The following is a 25,806-nucleotide window of genomic DNA, read 5'->3' as shown; positions in this document are numbered from 1 at the left end:
TTAACTCTCGTGAAAATATTCTGGGTGGGGGAGATGATAAAGGTTGCGATTATCGGTGCTGAAAACGTTGGCAAATCCACGCTCATGAATGCCCTCCTGGGAAGGAAAGTATCTGAAACACAACCCATCCCCGGCACCACAAAAGGAGTCATAAGAAGGGCTTTTGGGACGGTTAAGATTCCGAAAACAATAAAGAACCCCCTTGGAGGTGCTGACGAGCTGGTTTTAATAGACACGGCCGGATTGTACGACCCGCAGCACGAACTTAGGGGAAAAGTTCTGAGCGAGGAAAAGTTCAAGGAGCTCCTGAAGGAAATCGTCTCGGCGGACATAGTTATTCATATGATAGATGCCCAGTATGGCCTCCATAGGGGAATGGAAAAGCTTCATCATCTGCTAAAGTTTAGGTACGATAAGCCTATAATAGTTGTTGTCAATAAGATAGACCTTGTGCCGAGAGAAAAGGTCGAAGAGCTCAGGGAAGTCATCAAGAAGAGACTTGAGCAGGAGCCGATACTGCTGTCTCTGGTTACCTATGAAGGGTTTAACGAGCTTTTGGAAAGGCTGGCGTATTACGCTCAGTACGCCAGGAGGTCTTGATTAACTTTAAAATTCCCCCAATGCTTAGCATTTCATCCAAAATAGCGTATTCATCTGCAAGTTCTTCCGCAAGTTCTTTCGGGAGGCCGTTCTTGATCAGCGTTTTCTTGAACTTCCTTTTTGCCCTTTTAACAGCCCTTTTCATTCCAGCCAACTGCCACAGTGTTTTCGGAATTATCATGAGCAGCCGAAAGAAGGAAAAAAAGAGCGAAAACATCAGAGCTCCTCCTCAAACTCCTCCTCTTCCTCTATCTCTATCTTCTTTTTCTTTCCGATGTTCCCGAGGTCTTTGAGGCCTTCAAGCTTGCCCATTCTCTCTTTCATAAACGCCGCAACAAGGGTCTTTATGACGTTCATGCTCTCCATGTACTCTTTTGTGAGTTCAAAAGCCTTATCCGGATCCATCCCAGCTCCTACAAGCTCTTTGTAAAAGCTTGCAACGTTTTTACCGAACTTCTCTGCCCTCTCTGGGTCATATGCATCGTTTAGGAGGTCTTTTATTGGTCCAAAGATGGAGTCCATTATCTTTGGCAAGTGCTCTGAAACGGTTCCAAGTACCTGCTGGAGTTCCTTGATGTCCTCCTCATCCCCCTTGCCCTTTTCGTAGGCCTTGAGCATCTCCTCAAGCATTTCGATCTTCTTCTCGATGAGCTCCACGTCCTCTTTGCTCTTTGCTTCCTTGAGTTCTTTTGTGAGCTCTCTGATCGTCTCCTCTATGAATTTCTTTGCTCCTCTTTCGCTTTCCATTGCCTCTTCAATTTTTTTCCTTATCCCTTCACCAAATTCCATTCCAATCACCTCAATAATTATTCTGTTTGGTCAAACTTAATTGGAATTCCGATCAAATCAAACCACTTATTGAGCACTTCCTTTCTGAGTGCATAGACTTTTCCCTTCTCACCATCAACCTCTTCAACAACGTTAAGCTCAATTAGGTGATGTATCTTTTCCCTAACGGTGTTTCGCGAAGCTTTGCCCCTTCTTCTTTTTAGCTCTTGAGTGATCTGGCTTATGTTTGCGCTTTTTAAATCAAAGAGAATTCTCACTATCTCTCTCGCTATTAGATCATGCCTTATCTCTGAAACGACTACATCTATTCCTAATCCTCCATATTGGGCATAGATGTTAATAAGCCTTAGGTAATTTTCTGCCAGCCTTGAGACTAATTCAAAGCTTGCCATCAGTTCATTTAGGGCCTTTCTTAGGGTTTTGACCTCCTCTGAGAGCTTCTCGATATCCCGGTCTTCTGGCATCTTCATCCCACTACCATGTATTGTTGGTCAAATCATATAGGGTTTCTGATTAGAAATGATCACCCAATTATGAAATAAACTTCTAATGTTCGTTTGGATTTTTGGTTTGATAAACTTTTTGTCCTCAAATGATTTTTCTTTGGAAGTTCACTGCCTCGTATCTCGCATACTCTCTCTTCCTCTGACTTCCTCTCCCTCTCCCAAAACCTTCTCAAACCCTCAAACTCAAACATCACCACATCACCAACAATTAATAGAATGCTCAAACTACAAGGAAATACTGGTCAAAAATGGACGTTTCAAATATCTTACAACCGCTGTGGAAATTTTACAGATTACTCCCAGGTTTTGTCACCTATAAAGAACAATAAAGATGATAATTCGAAAAAGTTATATATAACTTATACAAAGTTTAATCTGGTGATCTACCAATGCGAAGATTAACCAAGATCTTCATATTGGGTTTAGTTTTTTTGGTTTTGTGAGTAGTGCCATCAACAATATACAACCTGGGCCTGTGGTGGTTTTGAAAATTGAAAATTCTACAGGAGCGCACGTTTTTGTTAAGGCGTTATATCCCGAAGGATTGAGAGAGGTTGGACATTACGAAGCAGAAGGAGAGGAAATTTATATCGATTTAAGAGATTTAAAGAGAGCCTGGGATGACTATACCAAACAGCAGGGACTTGGGAGTGAATCACTTTTGGTGATTACTGTTGTAAAAAGAGGTAATGTTGCTGTTCAAGGAGTGCCATTAAAATGGGAAGTGCCAGTTTCTAAAATTACAATAATCCCCAAGTTTAAACCCTTAAAGTCCTCTAGTTCTTATCAGATAACCTCAAGTAAGGATATTCAACCACTGGCTGGATATTATGAGTGGCTTGACGACTCAGAAGATAAAGACATTCGAGCGGTTGTTGCAGAAGTGATGAATTTGGATTCATACAGCTGGGGACACTTGCTTTACTACTATGCTGCAGCTTCGAGGATAGGATTTGGGATGTACGTGTTTACAAGCAGTGAATGGTCTCAGATAGGATACCATTATATTTATGATGTGTCAGGGGACAACTTCAAGAAAGTTTACTTTGATGGTGTGCAGAATGGGTATATCTGGATGACATTTACATATCGCTATGAGCGATGGGGTATTCATATTGATGGACAAACTTTCTATGAGGAATACGTTTATATTAAAAGTTTTGATCCAAGTTCATTAGATGGAGCCAACTACAAACCATCAGATGTCAAGCCCCTTCCTATAGACAATTGGGAGACAATAGCATATAGATACTCCTCTTCTTACAGAACTCCTTACTACACATACACCGTGAGTGGAAGCAGTTACTCTTCATCAGGGGTTGATGCCTTGGGATTTATTGATTATCTGGTGATGATAGGGAAGATTACAGGAACGGCTGCTCAAGCTGCAACCCTGGCGGGCTTGTTTATTGATGTTAGCTATGAGGAAATAAGTAATCAGGCATATCTTGTGGATTTTGAGGTATATGGAGAGAGTGGGACTTGGCATACTGTGAAGAAAGGAGAAGCAACAGCGAACGTTAACAATATGAATACAGTACCGATCTTTGCATTCAAAATTCTAAGTGGTTAATACTTCTATTCCCCTTTATTTTCCAAAAAGAGAAATAGAGTTTTAGCACTCACATATTTTTACAAAAACCTTTCTTCTCCTTGGTCCATCTAGCTCAGCAAAAATCACGCTTTGCCACGTCCCGAGCAAGAGTTTTCCGTCTTTTATTGGAATTGTAAGGCTTGGGTTCAAAAGGATGCTCCTTAAATGGGAGTGGGCATTTCTGTCTATTCTATCGTGTTTGTAACCCTTCCCCTTGGGAATAAAACTTTCAAAGAACTCTTTGACATCTTCAAGAAGGCCGCTCTCATTCTCGTTGATGAAAAGGGCTGTTGTTGTGTGTGTTGTAAAAATCACGGCTATTCCCTCTTTTATCCCGCTCTCCCGTATCTTCTCGTTTACCAAGGGGGTGATGTCAATAAGTTCGAACTCCTCTTTTGTTGGAATCTCAATCTCGAGGATCATCTTTACCCCTCCAGAATTTTCCGTGCTATTCTCTTTCTTGGCTTCTGAAATTATAAAACTATAGTGCCTCCACTTGCTCCATCTTCAGCTGGAGTTATATAAGCGAGTTGGGAAGCTAAGTCCCAGAGCCTGTGTTCCCGCTCACTAACTTTTTCAAAGCCGGGCAACGTGTAGCAAGTTCTCTTAAAGGTTCTTAAGTTGGAATGAGGATTCCACCCGTGCCGAGGAGAAGAAAGCAAAAATAAACTGGGTTAAGTACGAAATGAGCAAAATACAGAAAAGTTAATGCTCCATCATCTATTCCCTCACAAACCTTTTTAAATCCCCCTATGAACTTCCCATCATGTATGCGCTCATCTATGGAAAGAATCCAAAGCTCAGTGAAGCTGAATTCTGGGCTTTTGTGAGGAGATTTGGGTTAAAAGTTAGTGTAGTTGAGAGCTCAAAAGACTGGATACTTTTTGAAGGTGATAGAAGCGTAGAAAGGCTTTTCCATAGACTTGGCGGTTCTTTGAAGCTGATAAAAATTATTGGAGAAGGAGAAGAGGCTATAAAAGACTTAGAGTATGCAAAGCTCTTCACCGTGAGTCTTTATGGAAAAAACGACTGGAAGCTCTGGAGAAAGCTTGGGAGCGAGATAAAGAAGCATTTCAAGTCTCAAGGCACAAGCAAGTTCTTCAAACCCGCAAAGGTCTATGCAATGCCCTCTGAGCTCATCCTGAAGGGCTTTCCCGAGGTTAAGGACTTCGTCTTTCTCTTTGGAAAAAAGGTCTACGTGGGAGAAACAGTGGCCATAACTGACCCGTTTGAACTCAAAAAACTTGACGTTGAAAGACCCGTAGAGAGGGCGATCTTCTCAATTCCCCCGCGTTTAGCGAGAATAATGGTAAACCTCACAGAGGTAAAGCAGGGCAACTTCCTTGATCCCTTCTGCGGGATAGGGACTATAGTGCAGGAGTTTTTGCTTCAAGGTTTAAATGCTTACGGGAGTGATTCCAATCCAAAAGCTATTCACGGAGCCAAAGAAAACCTGAAGTGGTTGAAGAAGGAGTTTAAAGTAAAGAGAACGGCCCATCTTGAAGTGTGTGATGCGAGAAAGCTCAAAAGGTGCTTTAGAATTAGGTTTGACGCTATTGTTACGGAGCCCTATATGGGCAAGCCACTAAAGTATCATCCCACAAAAGATGAGGCAATAAATCTTGCCAACGAGCTCGATAGATTTTATTATCAGGTTTTTGATAGTTTTAGAGATGTTTTAAAGAGAAACGGAAAGGTTGTGTTCGTTTTTCCAGCATACAAGCTCAGCGATGGTAAAATTTACCGCAAAGACAGGAAGTGGCTTGGAAAGCTTGGCTTTGAAGTTTTAGGGAAATACACGGACTTTGAAGCGAGGCACAGGGTTGTTAGGGACATTCACGTGCTGAAATTTAAGGGGTGAAGGTATTAGAGCCATTCTATCTCCACCTTACCATCTACGCGTCTGAATTCTTCATCACCGGTTAGAATTCGGAATTCGTTTCAATTGCAGTTGCCACAACAAAAGCGTCGGCATAACTTAATTTGTGAAATGCTTTGATTCTCCCTGCAAGCAATGAAAGTTTTTCATCTGCCTGTATAAACACTATTTCAACTTTTTCGGCTCTTATCATATGAACGCAGGCTTAATGCTCGGAAAAGAGGGTCTCTTCGTGGAGCCTTCCTCAGCAATAGTCTTGCCCTCGCTAAAAACATGAGGGAAGAGGGAATAATAGATAGAGACGAAAGTGTCGTTGTGGTTGCAACGGGCCATGGTTTAAAGGACACAAAAGCTTGGGAAAGCTTTATTAGATTTTAACCATTTTTCTTCTTGGTGCCATATGCTCTACGAAGAAAGGAGGTTTAGCAGGTTTGTGCTTTTTATTACATTCCCAGCGTATATAGGTCTCTTAGCGGGCCTTTGGGCGACATATCATACGGGAGAGGGCTTTGGGTTTATGGCAGTAGTTTTCATCGCTGTTGTCATGATTTTGATAGACGTGTTGAGCTTTAAAATAGAAATAGATGAAAGAGAGATAAGGCTTCGCGGAACTCTGGGGTTGATTATCAGAAAAACGATTAAGATCGATGAAATCGAGAGTTTTGAGGTTAAATTGGGCTGGGTAAGCTGTTGGGCCCCAATAAGGTTTAATTTCCCTGCTGAAGGATGCATCCTCCTGCACAGAAGGGGTTGGGATGTGGCGTTCACAACTGATAACCCGGAAGAAGTTGCTATGGTTTTAACTACCCTTGGCGTTCCACGAGCAGCTTAGTGCCCCTAACTTGGATTATCCTGACCTTCTCCCCGGTTTTGGCGCTTCCATTTATGCATTCAGCTATCCACAGCTCGTTTCCTACTTTTACAACCCCTTTTGGGCTTAAATCTTCAATCACGGTTGCTTCTTTTCCAATCAATGCCTCGGGCCCAACCTCTGCTCTTTTCTCAAAGACCTCCCAGAGGAACTTAACGGCAATGATATCTTTAAAAACAAGAAAACCTATTACAGCAAGAGCGGGTTTTAAAGGAACCTCTATCCCGACTCTCGGCAAAACAAAGAACAGAAATACTCCAACAACTATCTCATCTGCCAATATGCTGAGGGTTTTGAGGGTGTTTTTGACGTAGGCCTTCATAGTTCACACCCCTAAGTTGGGCAAACCGCCGTAGAGAAGCATGAAAAATCCTACAAAAACCGGCTGATGGATGAGGTAAATCCCTAAGGTGTTCCTCCCCATAAAGCAGATAAACTCTACGGGGGGAATTTTTGGCAGGCTTGTTTTGAATTTTCTCTTTCCTTCGGGATAGATTAACGCCCCAGTGGAGGTTCCCAGAAGGAAAACTCCAAACCACGGGAAAATCGGGAAGTAATCAAGAGTAAAGAACTCGCGAGGAGTTATTCCCAAGGGAAGAAAGAGCAAGGTGTCGACGTGAACGTTCTTCACGATTTGACCTCCAAGGAGAAAGAGAACTGCGGGAAAGATGTTTTTCCATCCAAGGGGGTAGAAGGGAATTATGAGCAAACTTGCGACGCCTAAGAAATGCAGAACTCCAAAGTAGATTGTCCCTTTATCCAGCAGCATAGATGTGATGAGGGTTATGAGCAAACCAAGGCCGAACAGCTTTGTGAACCTGAGCAGATATTTTTTGGGGCTTTTTCTTCCCCTTGCATGACTTATCCAGAGCGATAGCCCGGAAATTGAAACAAAGAGGGAGGCGGTCGCATAGGCGAAGAGCCTCCAAAAGAGTTTGTGCTCGGAATAGCCAAGAAAGAACTGCAAATCGGTGACAAAATTTGAAATTAACATCATGATTAACGCTATTCCTCTAACGAAGTCGACCTCCCAAAAGCGCTTTGAATAAACTTCACTCCCGAACATCAAAGGATATAAACTCCAAGGCTTATTTAAGTTTGGGGTTGTCATGGGGAGAAATGGGTTGAGGTTTTTGTTCTTTACTCTGGCAATTTTAATGATGACACAGCCCGGGGCAATAGCCTTTGCCAATTTTGATGCCCCTTATGGGTTTTACAAGGATTTGTCCACTTGGCTCTCTGCCTATCTCGGAGGCGCTGTGATTTTAATGTTATACGCACTCTTGAAGCGGAAGGAACTTGGAATTAAACTTCTTTCTCTTTATGGGCTGCATTATGCGGTTTTGTTCGTTGTTGTGTACTTTTTGAAGCTGAAAGCAATCAAGAGCATCAATCCCTCGTTCTCTATTGAGAATGCCCCCTTCTTAACTTTTCTCAGTTTTCAGCTCAGTATACTGCTGTTCCCCCCGGCTATCTTCTCCCCACCCCATTACCCCCATGATGTGCCCCTGCTTTTGGTTCAACTCAGCATCTGGGTTGCCTCTTTTTACGTTTTCCTTAGGCTTGGAGAGCTTGAAGAGAGAAAATTTTCAATTTCTTCAGCTTTCTCAAAGTTGTCGAGGTGTTCCCATGAGGGTTGTTAAGACCAGAGCAAAAAGCATCTACACAAAAAGCGGAATTCCGGGAGTGGATTACGTTGTAAATCAGTATGTAGGATGTCAGTTTGGGTGTAAATACTGCTACGCAAAGTTCATTTGCAAGTGGAAGCCCCATGGCGAGTGGGGAACATGGGTGGAGGTAAAGACCAACGCCCCTGAGCTTGCAAGGAAGAGGGTCTATGGAGAAGTCTTTATGTCGAGCATCTCCGATCCGTATCAGCCCATAGAGAAGGAGCTCAAGCTAACGAGAAGAACCCTTGAGATGATGAACAAGAAGAATAAACTCAGCATTCTGACAAAGTCCCCTCTCGTGGTTAGAGACGTTGACCTTTTCAAGCTCTTCAACGAAATCGAAGTTGGATTGACAATAAACAGCTTTGAGGGGAAGGAAAAGCAGCTCATAGAGCCCTTTACCCCTTCACAGAAGCTCAGGATAGATGCCTTGAAGGCACTCAAAGAGGAGGGAGTGAAAAACTACGCCTTCATAAGCCCGATTATTCCCGAGATTACCGATGTGGAGGAGATAATAAGGGAAACAAGGGACTTCGCTGATTCCTGCTTTTTCGAGATGCTCAACTTGAAGGCCGCCGGCAGGGAGTTTCGAGGGCTATTAAGGGAGAACTTCCCGGAAAGCTATGAAGCTATGGTTGACGATGATAAGTTCTGGCGTTTCGTCAAGAGCCTAATAAGCCTAATAAAACGCTTGAACATAAGGACAGGGGGAATAGAAGTTCACAAGAGAGGCTGGGAATTTATAGAGGTGAGGTAAATGAGAATAGCCCGGGTGGGTGGCCTCTGGTTAGAAATCCCGGATGTCAGGTATTCCTTCTTTGACACCCCGTACATCGGCCATAAGCTTGGGACTGCAGTTGATGTGTACTTTGAGAACAAGGCCCTTTTTCCCTTCGATGAGGGAAAGCTTGTTGAGGTGAAAAAGATAAAAACTCCCCGGTATATTCCCGTTGGAGACGACTACCTTCTCATCTTTGAAGTTGCGGATTTTTGCTTGAAGGTTCTCCACGTGGAGCCCGAAATTAGGGTTGGCGAGAGGGTTTTTCTTGGCGATGAGATTGGGTCCTTAAGACTCTCGGGCTTTTTCTCTCCTTGGAGTGATAAGCATGCCCATTTTGAGCTTAGAAAGTGTGAAGATAGATACAGGGCGAGGGGAGGATTAACGATATTTCCCAAAGTTAGACCTTTAGTTCCCGTTGCTGAGGGAAGGGAATTCAAAGTCGTCGAAAAAACCGCCCACTACTATTGGCTTAAGCCTCTGAAAACTAGAGGGAGGGGAATGACGCCTTTTGGAAACATTGAAGGTGGATTGCCCCATTATCGTTACGGAGCGATTTTCAATGGAAATAAGGCAATGCTGTTTGGGAAGGCTATAAGGGCTGAGAAAACTCTTGAAAATGGCGTTGGGATCTTTAAAGCAAACTTTGAAGTTCTTGCAAACGGGAACAGGGTTAGAGGGGTTGGTGTCTACTGCAACGAGGAGAAAGTTAAGCTCATAGGTGGGGATTTTGAAGTTGAAGAGACTATAGAACTTGAGATAATCTAAAAAATTTTTATGTGGGAATACATGAAGCTACGGAAAAGAAAAGCCGAGTGAAAAAGACGTTGCCGAGTTAAAGGCACTCTTTGCAGAACTCGGCATCTCATGTTTCCCGGAGTCCCTTCAAGGCGAAGTTTGCGGTCCAGCGCTCATCTTGGGACTTTTGCTTGTGCCTTTGCCCTTCAGGAAGTGAGCTTTTTGGCTTTTTAATCTTTGACAGAGTGACAAACTTATACCTGTTTTTGTTTAAGAACTTGCCATATTTACAGAAATTTTGGCGAAGGATATTTAAGGGGTAAGTGCATGTAGTAGAGCTATGCCGATAGGGAGTGAGTGTTTTTGGAATTTGTGATACGTTTTCCTCATTCTCTAGGTTAGCTTATAGGCGGGATTGCTTTTGGCAGGCTTTTTGATTGTCTAAACGTCTCTGCCTACTTGAGATACTTGGCTGCTTTTGACTACTTTACTCTCATTATTCCCTCGATTTTGGGATTTGCAGAGAGAAAGAGGTGGTTAAAATGAAAGCCGTTCTTTCGGATGAAAAAATACCGAAGTTTTGGTACAACATTTTGCCCGACCTTCCCGAACCTCTGGAGCCCCCGTTAGACCCGGAGACGGAAAAGCCCGTAGAGCCAGAAAAGCTACTTAGAATCTTTGCGGAGGAGCTTGTAAAGCAGGAAATGAGCAATGAACGCTATGTTAAGATTCCTAAAAAAGTTAGGAAGCTGTATTCCAAAATTGGACGCCCTACACCTCTGTTCAGGGCAACGAACCTTGAGAAAAGGCTTAGAACTCCAGCAAGGATTTACTTCAAATACGAGGGGGCGACCGTCACTGGCAGTCACAAGATAAATACCGCTCTGGCTCAAGCATATTATGCCAAGAAGCAAGGCATTGAGAGGCTTGTAACCGAAACAGGGGCTGGTCAATGGGGAACGGCTCTTTCTCTTGCGGGGGCTCTTATTGGCCTAAGGGTTAGGGTTTACATGGCCAGGGCGAGCTACCAGCAAAAGCCTTATCGGAGAGTCCTCATGAACATCTATGGAGCTGAGGTGTTTCCAAGCCCAAGTGATAGGACGGAAGTGGGGAGGAGATTTTTAGCCGAGGATCCAAACCATCCCGGAGGTCTTGGCATAGCGATAAGCGAGGCCATTGAGGACGTTCTAAAAGATGAGAGCGCCCGTTACTCCCTTGGAAGCGTCCTAAACCACGTCCTAATGCACCAAACGGTCATCGGGCTTGAGGCAAAGGAGCAGATGAAGGAATTTGAAGAGCCCGATGTAATAGTAGGCTGCGTGGGCGGGGGGAGCAACTTCGCTGGTTTGGCGTATCCCTTTATCAAAGACGTCTTGGAGGGAAAAGAGGAGTATGAGTTCATTGCCGTTGAGCCCAAAGCTGTCCCAACTATGACGGCGGGGGTTTACACGTATGATTACGGAGACTCGGGAAGGTTAACTCCGAAGATGAAGATGCATACCCTCGGTCACACGTACTACGTGCCCCCAATTCACGCTGGTGGACTGAGATATCACGGCTTGGCTCCAACGCTAAGCGTTCTTGTGAACCACGGCATTGTGAGGCCAATAGCATATCATCAAACGGAAGTCTTTGAGGCTGCGGTTCTCTTTGCAAAAGCCGAAGGAATAGTACCAGCTCCGGAGAGTGCCCATGCAGTAAAGGCGGCAATCGACATAGCACTTCGGGCAAAGAAAAGGGGAGAGGAGAAGGTCATACTCTTCAACCTGAGCGGTCACGGATTCCTTGACCTTAAGGGCTATGACGACTTTCTTGAAGGAAAGCTGGAAGATTACGAGCCGGAGAAAATTCCAGTGTTGAATGGGCTTTTCTGATTTTTGTTACTTTTACCCTAGTTCCCACTACCTGTGGGCGATCGCTTCCCTAAAAACCATCTTCAAATGGAAACTATGGTTAAAACCTCTCCACCAGCTCCCTCACCTTCTCCTTTCCCTCATCCAATATGGGCCTTCCATGCCCTGGCAGCAAATGCACAAAATCAACATCCAGAAGTTTCTTTATCGCTTCCCTGTTCTTCATTGGATCGAGGGAATAATGGTGCGGAATCTCTTTCAGTTTTCCGTTCTCCTCCATAACCAAATCTCCCACAAAGAGGGCCTTTGTTTCTAAATCAAGCAAACATATGCTCCCGGGAGTATGCCCCGGAGAATGGATAACCCTCAGCCCCTCTATCTCCTTTCCATCGTTCAGCTCTATTTCCACCTCGACCGGCTCGATCTCTCTTCTGAACTTTTTCTCCCCCGTTAAGTAGGGAATCTCATCCTTATGAGCTGCAACCTTTGCACCGGTTGCGTCTTTAAGGTCTTTCAAAGAGCCCACGTGGTCGTAGTGGGCGTGGGTCACTATTATCGTCTCCACGTCCTCTGGAACGTAGCCGAGCTTCTCTATATACTTCAAAACCTTCTCGTATTCACCCGGAAGTCCGGCATCTATAAGGAAAAGCTTTTCTCCCCTTTCTATCAGATAGACGTTTGCAAAAGTTTCATCCACAAGGTGTATTCCTCCAACAACCCTCATAGGCGTCACCAAAATATATTCTCCCTTAAACCTTAAAGTAATTTTGTGTAGTTAAAACCAAAAGATTTAAGTAGGATTTTTATTTACATTAGGTTAGATAAGGGGGAGTCCTCTCATCACGGGGTGAGACCATGGAGGAGCACGGAAGGTTACTTGATGTCTTTGGAAACGAGACGAGAAGGAGGATACTGCTCCTGCTTACCAAACGACCCTACTTTGTAAGCGAGCTCTCGAAGGAACTGGGAGTTGGACAAAAGGCCATTCTCGAACATCTCAGAATCCTTGAGAGCGCCGGGTTGATTGAGGGCAGGATAGAGAAGATTCCGAGGGGTAGGCCTAGGAAGTACTACCAAATAAAGCGGGGCATCAGGCTTGAGGTCTTCCTCACGCCGTATTCCTTCGGCACCGAGATGTACGAGCCAAAAGCCCCAAGACGAACGAAGGAATATGAGGAGATAAAGCAGCTTATAAAGTCCCAAGAGCCAATTGAAGAGAAAATCAGAGAACTTTCTTCCTTCTTAAGTGAGATAGAGCGAAAAATAAACGAGTATGTGAAGATGAAGAGCGAGCTTGAAGAAGTGAGAATGCTCACCGAGGCTTACATAAAGAACCTCATGCACAGGATTGCCAGAGAAAGCGAGGAGCAGTTTGATGAGCTCTTAAAGGAATTCGAAGGGATCCTCCCAAGAGAAATCCTCGAGGATTTAAAAAGGATAAAGAGAGAACTGATTTAGAGGATTTTTCCTTCTTCTTTAAGCCTTACAAGTCTTGTTATGTAGCCGGCTATTCTGTTCCTTATGGTCTTGCTTGTGACGTTTGTTAGCTCCTCAACCTTCTTTTTGTTGTGCTCGAAGTCCCTTGTGAACTCGTTTGGATATCTGTTGAAGAGCTCTCTCGCGGTTCTCTTAATGAAACCTTGCTTAATGTTTCCCATTCCTCATCCCTCCGGTAATCTTGACTCCACTTCCAAATCAAGTGAGGCTGTTTTAAACTTTTCCCAGCCAAATTTATAAAGCTTCCCTTTAAAGGTTTTTACATGATTAAGGAAACCATCATCTGCTACGGGCATGAAAACGTAAAGGCAACCCACCGCTCAACCCTGGAAATAACAAAGGAGGATTACCTAACGCCAAGGGGGGACTGCATAATATGCATAAAAGCCAGCAAAGCCCTTAAAGACCTAAGTGATGAGTTAAAAGAAGCCCTGAAAAAAGGCAGAAAAATAAAAATAAGGATAATTGTTGATGAAATCTTTGATGAGCTTGAGGCATTTGGAGACAAGAGGCTGAGCTTTGAGAGCGATGTCTCTATGGTGATAAGAAAGAGCGACTACGTTGATGGGAGAACCCTTGCAATAAGGGCAAACAAGGCAGCGAAGGACATTAAACGGGAACTTGTGGAGAAGCTGAAAAATCCGGGGCAGAAGGCGATTGTTGAGATAATTGTGGAATGATAAATTTGAGGTAAGGTCCTTATCGAAAGATTTTTATTACATAGAACATAATTTACATGGGGTGTAAATTACATGGTATGTAAAAACTTTTTCAGCACTAGACCCATTATGGAGGAGGAGTGCCTTTGGGGAGAAGGGCACAGAAATACAGCTGAAAAACTTTTTCAAGCAGTTCTGAGAGGGAATATTTCTGTTCTCTTAGGCCCGAAGCGTGTAGGAAAGACAAGCGTTGTTAATGTGGTCGCTGAAAAGTTCACGAAAAGAAGAAATCATCACTACATATACTTCAACTTTTCTCGCTTCATTGGTGCTAGGGCTATTTCGATATCCGACATAGAGCCAAAAAGAACATCTCTAAGACTTATAACCATGAGTAAGAGCTATGCCCTTTCCCTTCGCGGGATTTCTGTCGAAGTTAGGAAGACAAGCATAGAGGAGTTTACTTCTGACTTTTCTACTCTTGTAAGGGTGCTGTCTCAAAACTCAGCAAGAGGGCTCCTTATTTTTGACGAAGCCCAGGTGCTTGCTAGATTGAAAAACTTAGATTTTCGTGGTTTACTTCAGGAGATAACGGACAGTTATCCGAACATATCCCCGATTTTTACGGGCTCAATGCCCGGTCTACTTATGGAGTATTTGAATCCCGATGCCAGTAAGCCAAACTTTATGCGCTCGGCCGAGATATTTACACTCCCGCGCTGGAGCGTGGTGGAGGGCGTAGAATTTTTGAGAAGAGGTTTTGAAACCTATGGTATTAATGTAAAGAATGAGCTCGAACTTGAAAGGGCTGTAAGGGAGCTTGGAGGCGTTCCAGGTTTTGTTTCTTATTATGGATTAACTGTAACAAACCTTGTAAGGAGGGGAGTTGCTGTAGAAAAAGCTCTTCCGAGGGCACTAGAAGAGAGCAGAAAATATGCCCTTGATGAATGGAAAAAGGATTTGGGGGCTTTCTTGAACGTTTACAGCAGTCCCATTTATGTTGAAGTGCTTAGAGTCCTCGCTAATGCATACCCCAGCGCACTTAGGGGGGCGGAGGTTTACAGAGAGCTTGAGAAGGCAGAAAAGGCACCTAGGAGAATTCAGCACATCTACAAGTATCTAGACACTCTTGAAAAAGCAGGATTCATACGTTCGGAAGGAGGAAGATATTGGATAGAAGATCCCCTCCTTAGAGTCCTTCTGATGTCTCCCTAACCCTTATATCTTGCTCTGCTTTAATACCCTACGGTGATTTACATGATGAATCGAGATGAACTCCTCTCTTATGGAGATATAAAGGCTAAGGAAATCGCTTTAACTCTGATGGAAGAGGCAATAAAAAGTGCAGACCCATACGAAGCGGTAAAAAGAGCCCTAAAGGTTGAGGACGGCAAGCTTATTGTTAAAGGAAAGGAGTTCCCGATAAGGGGAAAAATCTATGTTTTGGCATTTGGAAAGGCAGCATGTTCGATGGCAAAAGCCGTGGAGGATCTTTTGGGTGAGAGGATTGCTGAAGGTATTGCGGTCACAAAGTACGGCTATTCATTGCCTCTCAAAAAGATCAAGGTTGTTGAGGCGGGGCATCCAGTGCCGGATGAAAATTCAGTAAAGGGTGCTCAGCTCGGGGTGGAGCTTGCAAAAAAAGTTAAGGAAAATGATATCCTCCTTGTCCTTATCTCCGGTGGTGGAAGTGCACTCTTCATGCTGCCCGAGGAGGGGATAAGCTTTGAGGACAAGATGAAAACAAATGAGCTCCTCCTTAAAAGCGGGGCGAAGATTTACGAGATCAACACCGTCAGAAAGCACATTTCGAAGGTCAAGGGCGGCAAGCTGGCGAAGCTCGTCAAGGGAACTCTGATAAGCCTTATCCTCTCTGATGTGGTTGGCGATCCCCTTGAAGCCATAGCCTCCGGGCCAACTGTAAAAGACCCAACAACGTTTGAGGACGCCTACAGGATACTCAGGCTCTACAACCTCTGGGATAAGCTTCCCGAGAGCGTGAGAAGGCACATAGAGCTCGGCCTTGAGGGAAAAGTCGAGGAAACCCTAAAAGAAGACCTTCCCTACGTCCACAACTTCCTCATAGCGAGCAACTCTCTTGCCTGCGAGGCGGCAAAGAGAAAGGCGGAAGAGATGGGATTGAAGGCCCACATCCTCACAACTACCCTTGAAGGAGAGGCCAGAGAAGTGGCAATAGCTTTCGGCTCAGTAATTGAAGAAATCTACCATAGGAGCAGGCCCTTTAAGAAGCCCTGCGTTGTAATAGCCGGTGGAGAAACGACGGTAACGATAGAGGGTGAAGCAGGCCTTGGAGGGCCAAATCAAGAGTTTGCCTTGAGCATAACGAGGAAAATAGCGAACCTTAGAGGCGTTGCGGTTTTGGCCATGGATACGGATGGAACTGACGGCCCAACGGATGCCGCCGGTGGATTGGTGGACAGCTACACTCTAGAGGCCCTTAAAAAAGAGGCCATAGATGTCGAGGAATATCTAAAGAAGCACAACGCTTATGAGGCTTTAAAGAAAGCGAAGGCTTTACTTGTAACGGGCCCAACGAGGACGAACGTTAATTCAATAGTGATAGCGGTAATCCTGGGGAGTAAAATGGAGGTAAAAACTCACATGACATGTTCTTAAGGGAGCTGTTGTTATGGTCTTGGGAAAATAGGCTAAGTGAACAGCCAGTGTTTATGTCAACGGCAACCACGGAAGGCTAACTGTTAAGAGCCAACAGAGGAGGAAATTAAGGAAATAAAAAGGCCTGCGAATGAGAAAATCAAAGAGAATGCTCCAATACACATCTACGAGCTCCCGAGGGAAGAAGTAGAAAAGAGATTTGGTGAAGACATGTGCGACCTCTTTCCAATTCCAGAGGAAGTTAGAACCCTTAGGGTTGTGGTTATTGAAGACTGGAACGTTAACGCATGCAACAAGGAGCATACGAAGACAACTGGAGAAATTGGGAGTATAGAAATCAGGAAAGTCAGGTTTAGGAAGGCTAAAGAGCTCCTTGAAATAAGCTTTGATGTCCTCTAAGGGACTATGTGGTGTTTCCTGCATCTTGCTTCGTAGGCTTCCATCCCGCCCACTAAGATCCTTGGGGAATCTCTTGGGGCTGGTTTTCCGTTTATGAGCCTTTGCGTCCTTGTGGCTTCCCTTCCGCAGACGCTGCATATGGCGGTTAGGTAGACTATGTTATCGGCCAGTGCCAACAATTCCTTGGTTACTTCAAATGGCTCTCCCTTAAAATCTAAATTCAGACCGCTGGCTATGACGTAAACGCCTTCATTGGCGAGCCTGTTTAGGATTTCAACGATTGACATCGGAAAAAACTGAACCTCATCGATGCCTATGACCTCAAAATCCTCCTCCTTGGTTTTTTGGTATATAGCCCTCACACCTTCCTCTGTCGTCGGCACTACAAAGGCTTCATAGCTTAATCCATTGTGAGCGACGACTTTATCCTCGCTGTAGCGGTTGTCTATTGATGGTTTGAAAAGGGCGGCTTTTCTTTTTGCAAAAATCTGCCTTTCTATCCTTTTTATCAATTCACTTGTCTTTCCTGCAAACATTGGTCCGGTAATGACTTCCAAGAATCCCTCTGGATGCATGCTTATCACCCTTTTTGTCCTTTGCTCTTCCATTTAAAAAGTTCTTTCCTTGGAATTTTTGGATTTCAAACAATCGCTCACGCAGTTTTTGCTTTAAGTAACATGGCATTTAAAAATAAGATGGAAAAAATTACAAAAGGGAATCATTCTGTCATGTCTTTCATTAATTCGTCTACGTTCTCTGGAGGCTCTGTTACTAGACTAACCACTATCGTTGCTATGAGGGCAAAGATGAACGCTGGCACAAGCTCGTAAAGCTCTGTTATTGGCCTTATGTAAAGCTTCCAAATTATTGTTGTTAATGCGCCCACTATCATTCCAGCAACTACTCCCCATTTGGTTGTTCTCTTCCAGTACAGAGAGACTATGAGCGTTGGACCGATAGCCGCCCCTAATCCTCCCCAAGCAAAGAGGACTAACCAGAAGATAATGTCTTGTGCAAAGTATGCCAGTAGCATTGCGAAGATACCCGCCACAAAAACAACTATCCTACTTAAGAAAACCGCTCTCTCTTCGCTTAACTGCTCTCCTTTGTTTATGATTTCTTGGTAAAAGTCTCTTACTATGGTGGAAGCAACCACAAGTAACTGTGAGTCAGCGGTAGAAAGTATTGCTGCAAAAACTCCACCGATGAGCAATCCATAGAGGAGTGGTCCAAAGAATTCTGATGACAGAACAAGGTATATCATCTCTGAGTTTGCATCGGGAAGCATGTTGACATCTGTGTACAAAGCCCTTCCTGCCAGACCGACAAAGATTGCTCCCCAAGCCAAAACAACGTTCCAGAACGTGCCTATAACCGTTGATGCCCTAAGTCTGTCAGGGTCGTCAATTGACATGTACCTAACAATGATGTGGGGCTGTCCGGGGGATCCTAAACCAATTCCTAAAAATCCTATAAGGCCACCCACTCCCAAGGAGAGAGGATCAACATACTTGGGATCCAGAGCTTTAAGAACTGAGAGCATTGCATTTACTCCCCCTACCTTAGCCACAGCAACTGCAGGAAGCACTGTTAGCCCAAAGATCATTATTACCGCCCTTATAACATCGTTGTATGCAACGGCTATGAATCCACCCAGAACCATGTAAATGAGAATCATGAGTGCCGCAATTAAAAGAGCCGTTAATGTGGACATTCCTAATGCAGTGCTCAGGGACTTTGCTCCTGCGTTAAACTGTGCTCCCACGTAAGCAGTTAGGAACAAGGCAATGATTATTGAAGCCACCAACCTTATGATCTTGGATTCATCCTTAAATCTCTCCTCAAAATAATCGGGGACTGTTATACAGTTGTGTTTCTCTGAGAATTTTCTTAGTCTTATTCCCATGTAAACAAACTGGAGCATTTCCGCAACGATATAACCTACTGCAGCCCAGACCGCACTTACTCCTCTTGCGTAGGCCATTCCACTAAGACCAAGGACAAGCCACGAAGATCTACCTGAAGAAACCGCCGAAAGGGCCACAACAATTTTGTTCATTGCTCTGCCGCCTACGAAAAAGTCCTCCTCTGTTTTTGTCCTCCTCATTACTAAAAACCCTACGAATATTGGCAGCAGGAGGGTAAACAAAAATGCTGCGAGTGCAGCGGGGTTTTTTAGCATTTCATATGCGTTCGCCACATTTTACACCTCCTAAGCTTTCTTACCGCTGGCGTAGTATATTACAACCGAGCACAAAACTATCAGCGTTGGTAGCACAAAAAGCACCAACTTTGCCCCAAGCATAACACTCATCACCTCCTATGGACATTATCGGTAAAATATGTGCCAGTGTTCATATATAAACGTTACGTTTTCAGCTAATTGTCGAAGAAAATTATGTCAAAATAATTTGGCAATAATGTCAACAAATATTTCGTGTTTTTATTAATATAACAGGTTGCAATACTTGACAAACATAAACAAAATCAGCAACTGGGGGATTCCTTTATTTTTAAACTGTAGAAATTACGCCCCTTAGAATTTCATACTCTCGATAAGTGCCCTTGAGATGTCTGGCTTATGCCTTGTTATGAGACCATTCATCCCTTCTTGCTCTCAAAGGGGTTCTTTTCCGAAAGGTTTATATATAACTTCTTTCATAAAACAAAATGCAAATACCAATTTAGACAACTTTAGGAGGTGTGGGAAATGGCTGAGTTGCCAATTGCCCCAGTTGACAGATTGATTAGAAAGGCGGGTGCTCCAAGAGTTAGTGAGGAGGCAGCAAAGGTCCTCGCCGAGCACCTTGAGGAGAAGGCTATAGAGATTGCCAAGAAGGCAGTAGACTTTGCAAATCACGCTGGAAGAAAGACCGTTAAGGCCGAGGACATTAAGCTTGCAATCAAGTCCTGATGGCCTTTCCCTTCTTTTGTTCTTTTTTGCGTAAACATTTAAAAATCCCCTTCTGAGTTTATACCATGCATGAGATAGCTATCAGAATGACAAGGCGAAACCACAACGCTTTTGTGCATCTTTTGGGAGCACTTGAGTCTCAAGGCTTTGATATCGGTGAGCTCTTAATAACAAGGGATTTTAGCGAGATTTTAAGGGCAAAGCCCAAAGTGGTTCTATACTCTTTCTTCACCGAGGAGGTCTGGGAAGTTGAGAAAGAAGTAAACATCCTAAAGGAAAAGACCAACGCCTTATTGGTGGCTGGGGGTTATCATGCAACCGCAATGCCGAGGCACACTTTGAGGATGGGGTTTGATATAGCCGTTGTAGGGGAAGGGGAGGAGGTTATATTCCAGCTTTTAACGGCCTTTAAAAAGAGCAACTTTAAAATAACAAGGGAACTCATGGACATCAAGGGGCTTGCGTTTTACCTCAACGGTGAATTCGTCTTTACGGGTTTTGCGAAGGTTGAAGACTTTACTAAGTTTCCTCCTTTTGCGGAAAGCTCCCACTTAATAGCCCCTATAGAAATAAGCCGTGGCTGTCCCTTTGGTTGTTACTACTGCCAAACCCCCTATGCAAAGGGCTTTCGTATGAGGCACAGGCCGATAGATCAGATCGTGAAATATTCGAGAAGAATGAAGGACATGCGCTACATAACCCCCAATGCTTTTGCCTACGGCAGTCCGGGGGCTATATTAAGGCTCGACAAGCTTGAAGCCCTACTTAAAGCCCTCCAGCCCCTGAGGGAAGAGGGGAGGAGATTATTTTATGGAACTTTTCCGAGTGAAGTGAGGCCGGAATTCGTTAAGCCAGAAACACTTGAACTTCTCTTGAAGTATGCCGACAACAGAAGACTGGCAATAGGTGCTCAAAGCGGCGACGATGAGATGCTTAAGGCCATGCACCGCCTCCATACGACGGAACATGTAAGGCAAGCGGTTGAGTATATGCTCCAATATGGCATAGAGCCTGTTGTTGATTTCATAGTTGGCCTGCCAAATGAAAATGAAGAAAGCCAGAGAAAGAGCATTGAGCTTATGAAGTGGATAATGCGCAAAGGCGGAAAGGTTAGGGCTCATTATTTTATGCCTTTACCGGGAACTCCGTGGGCAAGATGCAAGCCCTCAGCACTTAGCGATGAGATGAAGAAGTTTCTCGGCAGAATGGCGGCCAAGGGTTACATTGAGGGTTCCTGGGGAGTTCAGATAGAACTTTCAAAGAGGCTCCAGAGGCTTATGGAGGAATTCTACGAAGAAAGCCCAAGCTATTTTGGAAGGGTTAATGAAGTCTGCTGAGAAAAGGATTTAATCTTTAGGCGTGTAATAGATAACATGCTGATAGCCCTCATAAGTGACATCCACTCAAACCTCGAAGCCTTGGAGGCTGTGTGGAAAAGGGTAAAGAAAGCCGACGTGGTATTCTGCATGGGCGATTTAGTGGGCTATGGAGCAAATCCCAACGAAGTGGTGGAATTTTTTAGGGAGGAAATGGAAAAGAGAGAGATAATCTGCGTGAGGGGCAACCACGATAATGCCGTTGCCTTTGGCATTACATGGGGTTTTAATCCCTATGCAAGGGAGGCAATAAGATGGCACGAAAGAGTGATGAGCGGAGAAAACATCGAATTCCTTCGAAGGCTTCCTGTGAGGCAATTTTTTAGAACAGAAGAGGAAGATTTTTTGATAATCCACGGCTCTCCAAGGGCACCTCTGGACGAGTACCTCTTCCCCTGGCTCCCCGATAGTGAATTTGTCGAGGTTTTGAAGTATTTCAGAGAAAAGAACCTTGTTGTGGGACACACGCATATGCAGATGCTCAAGGAGATTGGGGAGAGGAGAATAATAAATCCCGGCGGAGTTGGGCAGCCAAGGGACGGAGACTGGAGGGCAGCTTATGCCTTCGTAGATACGGAGAGCAATGAGGTTATATTTGAAAGGATTGAATACGACGTTGACACGGCAGCGAGGAAGATAATAGAAGCAGGCTTGCCAAGGTTTCTGGCTTATAGGCTTTATGGGGGCTAGTTCGTAGATAGTTAAAAGCGTAAATTTTAAGTATTTTTGTTTCATAATTTGTTTTGGTGGAGTGTGGTATGAGGCTTTATCGAACAGGGAGGGCGTCAGAACTCTTAGGCATAAGTAAACCAACACTCATCAGGAAAATTAAATCTGGTGAGATTAAGGCTTATCGGGTTGGGAGAGAATACCGCATTCCAGAAAGTGAAATTAAAAGACTTCTTGAGGGTAAAACCCTTGAAAAAGTTGTCATCTACGCAAGAGTCTCAAGCAGAGACCAGAAAGAAGACTTAGAGAGACAGGTTGAATACCTTAAAAATTATTGCTCCTCAAAAGGCTACCAAGTCATCAAAATCATAACCGACATCTCATCAGGCTTGAACGAGAACAGGAAGGGCTTAAAACAACTCTTCAAACTCGTGGAGAGCGGAGAAGTTGGCAAAGTCGTGATAACCTATCGAGACAGACTCACCCGCTTTGGATTCAAATACCTCGAAAACTACTTCAACTCCCACAGCGTTGAAATAGAAACCATCTTTGATGATGAGGAAAAAACAGAAAAAGAACTCGTTGAGGATTTAATAGCCATAGTAACTTCCCTCGCTGGAAAGCTTTACGGAGCTCGTTCACACAAGACAAAACGCCTCATCGAGGCGGTAAAGAATGCTCTCAGGGACGATTAAATTAACAGCAAAATTCAAACTCAAAAACCCACCAGAGGGGTTAGATGACCTCTTCTCCCTTTACCGTGAGATTGTAAACTTTCTCCTAACTTATGCTTATGAGAATAACATCACCAGTTTTTACCGGCTGAAGAAGGAGACTTACAAGGAGTTAAGGGGGAAATACCCGCAATTGCCAAGCCATTATCTTTACACGGCTTGTCAGATGGCTACATCAATTTACAAAAGTTACAGGAAGAGGAAGCGGAAGGGCAAAGCCAATGGAAAGCCAGTATTCAAAAAAGAAGTTATCATGCTTGATGACCACTTGTTCAAACTCGATCTTGAGGCCGGAGTGATAAAATTCTCAACCCCGAGCGGTAGAATTCCCTTGGAGTTTTACCCTGCAAAATATCATGAGAAGTTTGAGAGTTGGAGGGTTGGGCAGGCCTGGCTGGTTAAAACGCCAGAAGGAGTATTCATTAACGTGGTATTCTCCAGGGAGGTTGAAGTTGGAGAGCCTGAAACCCTTGTTGGCGTGGATTTGAATGAGAACAATGTCACGCTCAGTCTTCCAAATGGCGGGTTTGTTCAGATTATTACTCACGAGCGGGAGATTAGGACGGGTTATTTTGTAAAAAGGAGAAAGATTCAAAAGAAACTTAGGACTGGTAAAAAGAGGAAAGAACTCCTTGAAAAGTACGGGTTGAGGGAGAGGAACAGGCTGAATGATTTGTATCACAAATTAGCCAACAAAATTGTTGAGTTGGCGGAGAAATACGGCGGAATTGCTCTTGAGGATTTAACGGAAATCAGGGATTCAATAAGGTATTCGGCTGAAATGAATGGTCGCTTGCACAGGTGGAGTTTTAGGAAACTCCAATCAATCATTGAGTACAAGGCTAAACTAAAGGGTGTTAGAGTTGTTTTTGTCAATCCTGCCTTCACTTCGTCCCTGTGCCCGATATGTGGGGAGAAACTAAGCCCGAATGGGTGCAGGGTTTTGAAGTGTTTAAACTGTGGTTTTGAGGCTGATAGGGATGTTGTTGGGAGCTGGAATATTCGTTTGAGAGCCTTGAAGATGTGGGGAGTTTCCGTTCCCCCCGAAAGCCACCCGATGAAACCAGAGGGTGGAAGCCTGCCCGTTACGAAATTAACACCCTACACACTTTATGGGTAGGCAGAACGGTATTGATGACCCCCTTTATTTTTCTTTCCAAAAACTCAAACTTAAACCTTTGGTTCAAAACTCTTCATTAGTTTTTAACTTTTGGTTTTGGAAAGATATAAATTCCTCTTTTCCAATTCTGAAACAGGTGAAGGTAGTGAAAGCTTATCACATTCACGTTGAGGGAATTGTCCAGGGGGTTGGATTTAGACCCTTCGTTTACAGAATTGCTCATGAACATGATCTGAAAGGCTACGTCAAAAATCTCGGCGATGCTGGAGTGGAGATAGTGGTTGAGGGGAAAGAAGAAAAAGTAAAGGCCTTCTTGAGAGACCTCAGAGAAAAAGCACCTCCCCTTGCGAGGGTTGAGAGGATAAACGTTAAGGAAATCCCGTTTCAGGGGTTTGACAGATTCTACATTGAAAAGAGCTCCAACGGTGGGGGGGAGGGGGATTCTATAATTCCTCCAGATGTGAGCATATGTGAAGATTGCCTTAGAGAGCTTTTCGACCCCACGGATAAGAGGTACATGTATCCTTTCATCGTGTGCACAAACTGCGGCCCGAGGTTTACGATAATAGAAGACCTTCCTTATGACAGGGTAAACACAACAATGAGAGAATTCGACATGTGCGATTATTGTGAGAGCGAGTACAGGGATCCCCTAAATAGAAGATACCACGCGGAACCGGTTTGCTGCCCTGTATGTGGACCGGGCTACAGGCTCTACACGAACGATGGAAAAGAAATAACGGGAGATCCGCTAAAGAAGGCTGCAGAACTTATCGACAAGGGTTACATAGTGGCAATAAAGGGCATAGGTGGGATTCATATAGCCTGCGACGCTACCAATGAAGAAGTTGTGAAGGAGCTTAGGAGGAGAATTCTAAGACCCCAGCAGCCCTTTGCAATAATGGCCAAAGATATGGAAACTGTGGAGAGCTTTGCAATAATCAGCGAGGTAGAGAGAGAAGAGTTAACAAGCTACAGGAAGCCAATAGTGGCTTTAAGGAAGAAGGAACCATTCCCGCTGCCAGAGGCTCTAGCCCCGGGCTTGCCCACTATAGGTGTCATGCTCCCCTACGCTGGAACCCACTACATACTCTTTCACTATTCCAAGAGCCCCGTTTACGTCATGACCTCCGCCAATTACCCGGGAATGCCAATGGTAATAGACAACGAGAGAGCCTTTGAAGAGCTTAAGGACTTAGCCGATTACTTCTTGCTGCACAACAGGAAAATTCTCAACAGAACGGATGACAGCGTTATCAGGTTCGTTGATGAGAGGAGGGCTGTAATAAGAAGGAGCAGAGGGTTCGTTCCATTGCCAATAGAAATACCCTTTGAATACTCTGGCTTAGCCGTGGGTGCAGAGCTCATGAACGCCTTTGGAGTCGTAAAGGGCTCAAGGGTTTATCCGAGCCAGTACATAGGGAACACCTCAAAGGTTGAAGTTCTTGAGTTCATGAGGAGTGCCATAGCTCACTTCAAGAAAATACTAAGGGTTAAGGGGTTTGATCTTGTGGTTGCTGACCTTCACCCGCTTTACAACACCACAAAACTGGCAATGGAGATAGCGGAAGAGGAAAATGCGGAATTTATCCAAGTACAGCACCACTACGCTCACATTGCTTCTGTTATGGCCGAAAACAATCTTGACGAGATAGTGGGAATAGCGGTGGATGGTGTTGGCTATGGAAGCGATGGAAACACGTGGGGAGGGGAGGTTTTATACCTGAGCTACGAGGATGTTGAGAGGCTGGCCCATATAAGCTACTACCCACTCCCGGGTGGAGATTTGGCGAGCTATTACCCCCTAAGGGCTTTAATGGGGATTTTGAGCAAGCTCTATGGGATAGAGGAGGTAAAAGAGATAATCGAAAGGCACTGCCCAAAAGCTGTTGAAAACCTCAGATACGGGAAGGTTGAGTTCAACGTAATACTTAACCAGCTTGCGAGGGAGATAAACGTTGGCTATGCCTCCTCAACGGGTAGAGTCCTTGACGCTATGGCCGTTTTGCTCAACGTTGCATATAAAAGGACTTATGAAGGAGAACCCGCAATGAAGCTTGAGGGAATTGCCTTTAAGGGCAAAAACGATCTGGGCTTTAGCATTCCCATAGAGGGCGAAGAGCTGAAGGTTGAGGAGCTCTTTGAGCAGGTTCTTGAAAGCAGGGCAAATCCAGCTGATATAGCGTATTCAGTTCACCTGGCTTTGGGAAGGGCTTTTGGGGAAGTTGCGGTTGAGAAGGCGAGGGAGTTCGGAGTTAAAAACGTTGGCATAAGCGGAGGGGTTGCCTACAACGAGCTCATAGTGAAGACAATAAGAAAAATCGTGGAAGGCAATGGCCTGAGATTCTACTCAACCTACGAAGTACCAAGGGGAGACAATGGAACAAACGTTGGTCAGGCTTTCCTCGGCGGTCTCTATTTGGAGGGATATCTGAGTAAAGAGGATTTGATACTTTGAATTTTCCATTTTGCCCCCTTAGTAACATTTTAAAGTATCCTTCAAGATGAAATAGCAGGTGGTAA

General features: G+C 44.4%; 30 protein-coding genes and 1 pseudogene. 19 read left to right on the top strand and 12 right to left on the bottom strand.

Features of this window, described 5'->3' with window-relative positions; translation table 11 throughout:
* Positions 1 to 33: 33 nt before the first annotated feature.
* Entirely contained in the window at positions 34 to 600 is a 567-nt protein-coding gene (locus ADU37_RS07995; protein WP_058947099.1) for an Era-like GTP-binding protein, read from the top strand.
* Here ADU37_RS07995 and ADU37_RS07990 read toward each other — a convergent pair.
* Genes ADU37_RS07990 through ADU37_RS11465 form a run of 4 tightly spaced genes read right to left on the bottom strand, consistent with a single transcriptional unit; the run spans position 545 to position 2,086 of the window.
* On the bottom strand, positions 545 to 817 hold the full coding sequence (locus ADU37_RS07990; RefSeq protein WP_058947098.1) for a hypothetical protein: 273 nt from the start codon (positions 815 to 817) through the stop codon (positions 545 to 547). The genes ADU37_RS07995 and ADU37_RS07990 overlap by 56 nt on opposite strands.
* Positions 817 to 1,389 (bottom strand): hypothetical protein, encoded by a 573-nt coding sequence (locus tag ADU37_RS07985; RefSeq protein WP_058947097.1) that lies wholly within the window; start codon positions 1,387 to 1,389, stop codon positions 817 to 819. The genes ADU37_RS07990 and ADU37_RS07985 overlap by 1 nt, the downstream gene beginning before the upstream one ends.
* 17 nt (positions 1,390 to 1,406) lie before the next feature.
* Positions 1,407 to 1,853 carry a hypothetical protein gene (locus ADU37_RS07980; RefSeq protein WP_058947659.1) on the bottom strand — a complete coding sequence of 149 codons (447 nt, stop codon included), beginning with the start codon at positions 1,851 to 1,853 and terminating at the stop codon, positions 1,407 to 1,409.
* 59 nt (positions 1,854 to 1,912) lie between these two features.
* Complete coding sequence (locus tag ADU37_RS11465; protein ID WP_162492200.1) at positions 1,913 to 2,086, bottom strand: hypothetical protein; 174 nt, start codon at positions 2,084 to 2,086, stop codon at positions 1,913 to 1,915.
* A gap of 248 nt (positions 2,087 to 2,334) precedes the next feature.
* Between ADU37_RS11465 and ADU37_RS07975 the strand changes: the two genes are divergently transcribed.
* A complete protein-coding gene (locus tag ADU37_RS07975) occupies positions 2,335 to 3,468 on the top strand; it encodes a hypothetical protein (protein WP_144433232.1) in 1,134 nt (377 codons plus the stop codon).
* A 42-nt stretch (positions 3,469 to 3,510) separates the two neighbouring features.
* Here ADU37_RS07975 and ADU37_RS07970 read toward each other — a convergent pair whose 3' ends face one another.
* Positions 3,511 to 3,912 carry a secondary thiamine-phosphate synthase enzyme YjbQ gene (locus tag ADU37_RS07970; RefSeq protein ID WP_058947095.1) on the bottom strand — a complete coding sequence of 134 codons (402 nt, stop codon included), beginning with the start codon at positions 3,910 to 3,912 and terminating at the stop codon, positions 3,511 to 3,513.
* Between the two features lie 343 nt (positions 3,913 to 4,255).
* On the opposite strand from ADU37_RS07970, the gene ADU37_RS07965 reads away from it, so the two are divergent.
* Complete coding sequence (locus ADU37_RS07965) at positions 4,256 to 5,350, top strand: TRM11 family methyltransferase (protein WP_058947094.1); 1,095 nt, start codon at positions 4,256 to 4,258, stop codon at positions 5,348 to 5,350.
* Between the two features lie 61 nt (positions 5,351 to 5,411).
* On the opposite strand, the gene ADU37_RS11060 is transcribed toward ADU37_RS07965, so the two are convergent.
* Complete coding sequence (locus tag ADU37_RS11060; protein WP_203226253.1) at positions 5,412 to 5,561, bottom strand: hypothetical protein; 150 nt, start codon at positions 5,559 to 5,561, stop codon at positions 5,412 to 5,414.
* Positions 5,562 to 5,768: 207 nt separating this feature from the next.
* Here ADU37_RS11060 and ADU37_RS07960 point away from each other — a divergent pair, with 207 nt between their 5' ends.
* Complete coding sequence (locus ADU37_RS07960) at positions 5,769 to 6,200, top strand: hypothetical protein (protein WP_058947093.1); 432 nt, start codon at positions 5,769 to 5,771, stop codon at positions 6,198 to 6,200.
* Here the strand turns inward: ADU37_RS07960 and ADU37_RS07955 are convergent.
* Together ADU37_RS07955 and ADU37_RS07950 are read right to left on the bottom strand one after the other, a co-directional pair.
* A complete protein-coding gene (locus tag ADU37_RS07955; RefSeq protein WP_058947092.1) occupies positions 6,172 to 6,561 on the bottom strand; it encodes an NfeD family protein in 390 nt (129 codons plus the stop codon). The genes ADU37_RS07960 and ADU37_RS07955 overlap by 29 nt on opposite strands.
* Before the next feature lie 3 nt (positions 6,562 to 6,564).
* On the bottom strand, positions 6,565 to 7,305 hold the full coding sequence (locus ADU37_RS07950) for a heparan-alpha-glucosaminide N-acetyltransferase (protein ID WP_058947091.1): 741 nt from the start codon (positions 7,303 to 7,305) through the stop codon (positions 6,565 to 6,567).
* 43 nt (positions 7,306 to 7,348) lie between these two features.
* Between ADU37_RS07950 and ADU37_RS07945 the strand changes: the two genes are divergently transcribed.
* The 4 genes from ADU37_RS07945 to ADU37_RS07930 all read left to right on the top strand — a co-directional run bounded on the left by ADU37_RS07945 (position 7,349) and on the right by ADU37_RS07930 (position 11,299).
* On the top strand, positions 7,349 to 7,882 hold the full coding sequence (locus ADU37_RS07945; RefSeq protein WP_058947090.1) for a hypothetical protein: 534 nt from the start codon (positions 7,349 to 7,351) through the stop codon (positions 7,880 to 7,882).
* The gene (locus ADU37_RS07940; RefSeq protein WP_058947089.1) at positions 7,869 to 8,666 is read left to right on the top strand and encodes a radical SAM protein; all 798 of its coding nucleotides are present in this window, start codon (positions 7,869 to 7,871) and stop codon (positions 8,664 to 8,666) included. The genes ADU37_RS07945 and ADU37_RS07940 overlap by 14 nt, the downstream gene beginning before the upstream one ends.
* Positions 8,667 to 9,455, top strand: coding sequence for a hypothetical protein (locus ADU37_RS07935; protein ID WP_058947088.1), 789 nt, complete (start codon positions 8,667 to 8,669; stop codon positions 9,453 to 9,455). It abuts the gene before it with no gap.
* 512 nt (positions 9,456 to 9,967) lie between these two features.
* Entirely contained in the window at positions 9,968 to 11,299 is a 1,332-nt protein-coding gene (locus ADU37_RS07930; protein ID WP_058947087.1) for a TrpB-like pyridoxal phosphate-dependent enzyme, read from the top strand.
* Between the two features lie 79 nt (positions 11,300 to 11,378).
* Here ADU37_RS07930 and ADU37_RS07925 read toward each other — a convergent pair whose 3' ends face one another.
* The gene (locus ADU37_RS07925; protein ID WP_058947086.1) at positions 11,379 to 12,002 is read right to left on the bottom strand and encodes an MBL fold metallo-hydrolase; all 624 of its coding nucleotides are present in this window, start codon (positions 12,000 to 12,002) and stop codon (positions 11,379 to 11,381) included.
* A 131-nt stretch (positions 12,003 to 12,133) separates the two neighbouring features.
* Between ADU37_RS07925 and ADU37_RS07920 the strand changes: the two genes are divergently transcribed.
* On the top strand, positions 12,134 to 12,736 hold the full coding sequence (locus ADU37_RS07920) for an ArsR family transcriptional regulator (RefSeq protein WP_058947085.1): 603 nt from the start codon (positions 12,134 to 12,136) through the stop codon (positions 12,734 to 12,736).
* On the opposite strand, the gene ADU37_RS07915 is transcribed toward ADU37_RS07920, so the two are convergent.
* Complete coding sequence (locus tag ADU37_RS07915; protein WP_004069582.1) at positions 12,733 to 12,936, bottom strand: 30S ribosomal protein S17e; 204 nt, start codon at positions 12,934 to 12,936, stop codon at positions 12,733 to 12,735. The two genes, ADU37_RS07920 and ADU37_RS07915, sit on opposite strands and share 4 nt — an antisense overlap.
* 102 nt (positions 12,937 to 13,038) lie before the next feature.
* Between ADU37_RS07915 and ADU37_RS07910 the strand changes: the two genes are divergently transcribed.
* The 4 genes and pseudogenes from ADU37_RS07910 to ADU37_RS11890 all read left to right on the top strand — a co-directional run bounded on the left by ADU37_RS07910 (position 13,039) and on the right by ADU37_RS11890 (position 16,470).
* On the top strand, positions 13,039 to 13,455 hold the full coding sequence (locus ADU37_RS07910) for a DUF371 domain-containing protein (protein WP_058947084.1): 417 nt from the start codon (positions 13,039 to 13,041) through the stop codon (positions 13,453 to 13,455).
* A 108-nt stretch (positions 13,456 to 13,563) separates the two neighbouring features.
* Positions 13,564 to 14,649 carry an ATP-binding protein gene (locus tag ADU37_RS07905; protein ID WP_238981937.1) on the top strand — a complete coding sequence of 362 codons (1,086 nt, stop codon included), beginning with the start codon at positions 13,564 to 13,566 and terminating at the stop codon, positions 14,647 to 14,649.
* 42 nt (positions 14,650 to 14,691) lie between these two features.
* Positions 14,692 to 16,071 carry a glycerate kinase gene (locus tag ADU37_RS07900; RefSeq protein WP_058947082.1) on the top strand — a complete coding sequence of 460 codons (1,380 nt, stop codon included), beginning with the start codon at positions 14,692 to 14,694 and terminating at the stop codon, positions 16,069 to 16,071.
* Between the two features lie 13 nt (positions 16,072 to 16,084).
* Positions 16,085 to 16,470: pseudogene (locus ADU37_RS11890) on the top strand (alanyl-tRNA editing protein).
* Here ADU37_RS11890 and ADU37_RS07890 read toward each other — a convergent pair.
* On the bottom strand, positions 16,467 to 17,045 hold the full coding sequence (locus tag ADU37_RS07890) for a thymidine kinase (RefSeq protein WP_058947081.1): 579 nt from the start codon (positions 17,043 to 17,045) through the stop codon (positions 16,467 to 16,469). The pseudogene ADU37_RS11890 and the gene ADU37_RS07890 overlap by 4 nt on opposite strands.
* A gap of 143 nt (positions 17,046 to 17,188) precedes the next feature.
* A complete protein-coding gene (locus ADU37_RS07885) occupies positions 17,189 to 18,670 on the bottom strand; it encodes a sodium/proline symporter (RefSeq protein WP_058947080.1) in 1,482 nt (493 codons plus the stop codon).
* 510 nt (positions 18,671 to 19,180) lie between these two features.
* Between ADU37_RS07885 and hpkB the strand changes: the two genes are divergently transcribed.
* From hpkB to hypF, 6 genes are all read left to right on the top strand, one after another.
* Positions 19,181 to 19,384 (top strand): archaeal histone HpkB, encoded by a 204-nt coding sequence (gene hpkB, locus ADU37_RS07880; protein ID WP_058947079.1) that lies wholly within the window; start codon positions 19,181 to 19,183, stop codon positions 19,382 to 19,384.
* Between the two features lie 65 nt (positions 19,385 to 19,449).
* Positions 19,450 to 20,721 carry a TIGR04013 family B12-binding domain/radical SAM domain-containing protein gene (locus ADU37_RS07875; RefSeq protein WP_058947078.1) on the top strand — a complete coding sequence of 424 codons (1,272 nt, stop codon included), beginning with the start codon at positions 19,450 to 19,452 and terminating at the stop codon, positions 20,719 to 20,721.
* 36 nt (positions 20,722 to 20,757) lie between these two features.
* Complete coding sequence (locus ADU37_RS07870; RefSeq protein ID WP_058947077.1) at positions 20,758 to 21,450, top strand: metallophosphoesterase; 693 nt, start codon at positions 20,758 to 20,760, stop codon at positions 21,448 to 21,450.
* 68 nt (positions 21,451 to 21,518) lie between these two features.
* Complete coding sequence (locus ADU37_RS07865; protein ID WP_058947076.1) at positions 21,519 to 22,124, top strand: IS607 family transposase; 606 nt, start codon at positions 21,519 to 21,521, stop codon at positions 22,122 to 22,124.
* A complete protein-coding gene (locus ADU37_RS07860; protein WP_058947075.1) occupies positions 22,105 to 23,283 on the top strand; it encodes an RNA-guided endonuclease TnpB family protein in 1,179 nt (392 codons plus the stop codon). The genes ADU37_RS07865 and ADU37_RS07860 overlap by 20 nt, the downstream gene beginning before the upstream one ends.
* A gap of 145 nt (positions 23,284 to 23,428) precedes the next feature.
* Positions 23,429 to 25,741, top strand: a complete 2,313-nt coding sequence (gene hypF, locus ADU37_RS07855) for a carbamoyltransferase HypF (protein WP_058947074.1) — start codon at positions 23,429 to 23,431, stop codon at positions 25,739 to 25,741.
* The last annotated feature ends 65 nt before the right edge of the window (positions 25,742 to 25,806 follow it).

Origin of the sequence: Thermococcus sp. 2319x1 (assembly GCF_001484685.1) — an archaeon.
Taxonomy (GTDB): domain Archaea; phylum Methanobacteriota_B; class Thermococci; order Thermococcales; family Thermococcaceae; genus Thermococcus_A.
Note: the sequence above shows the minus strand (reverse complement) of the source record. Positions and strands in the feature narration are given on the sequence as shown.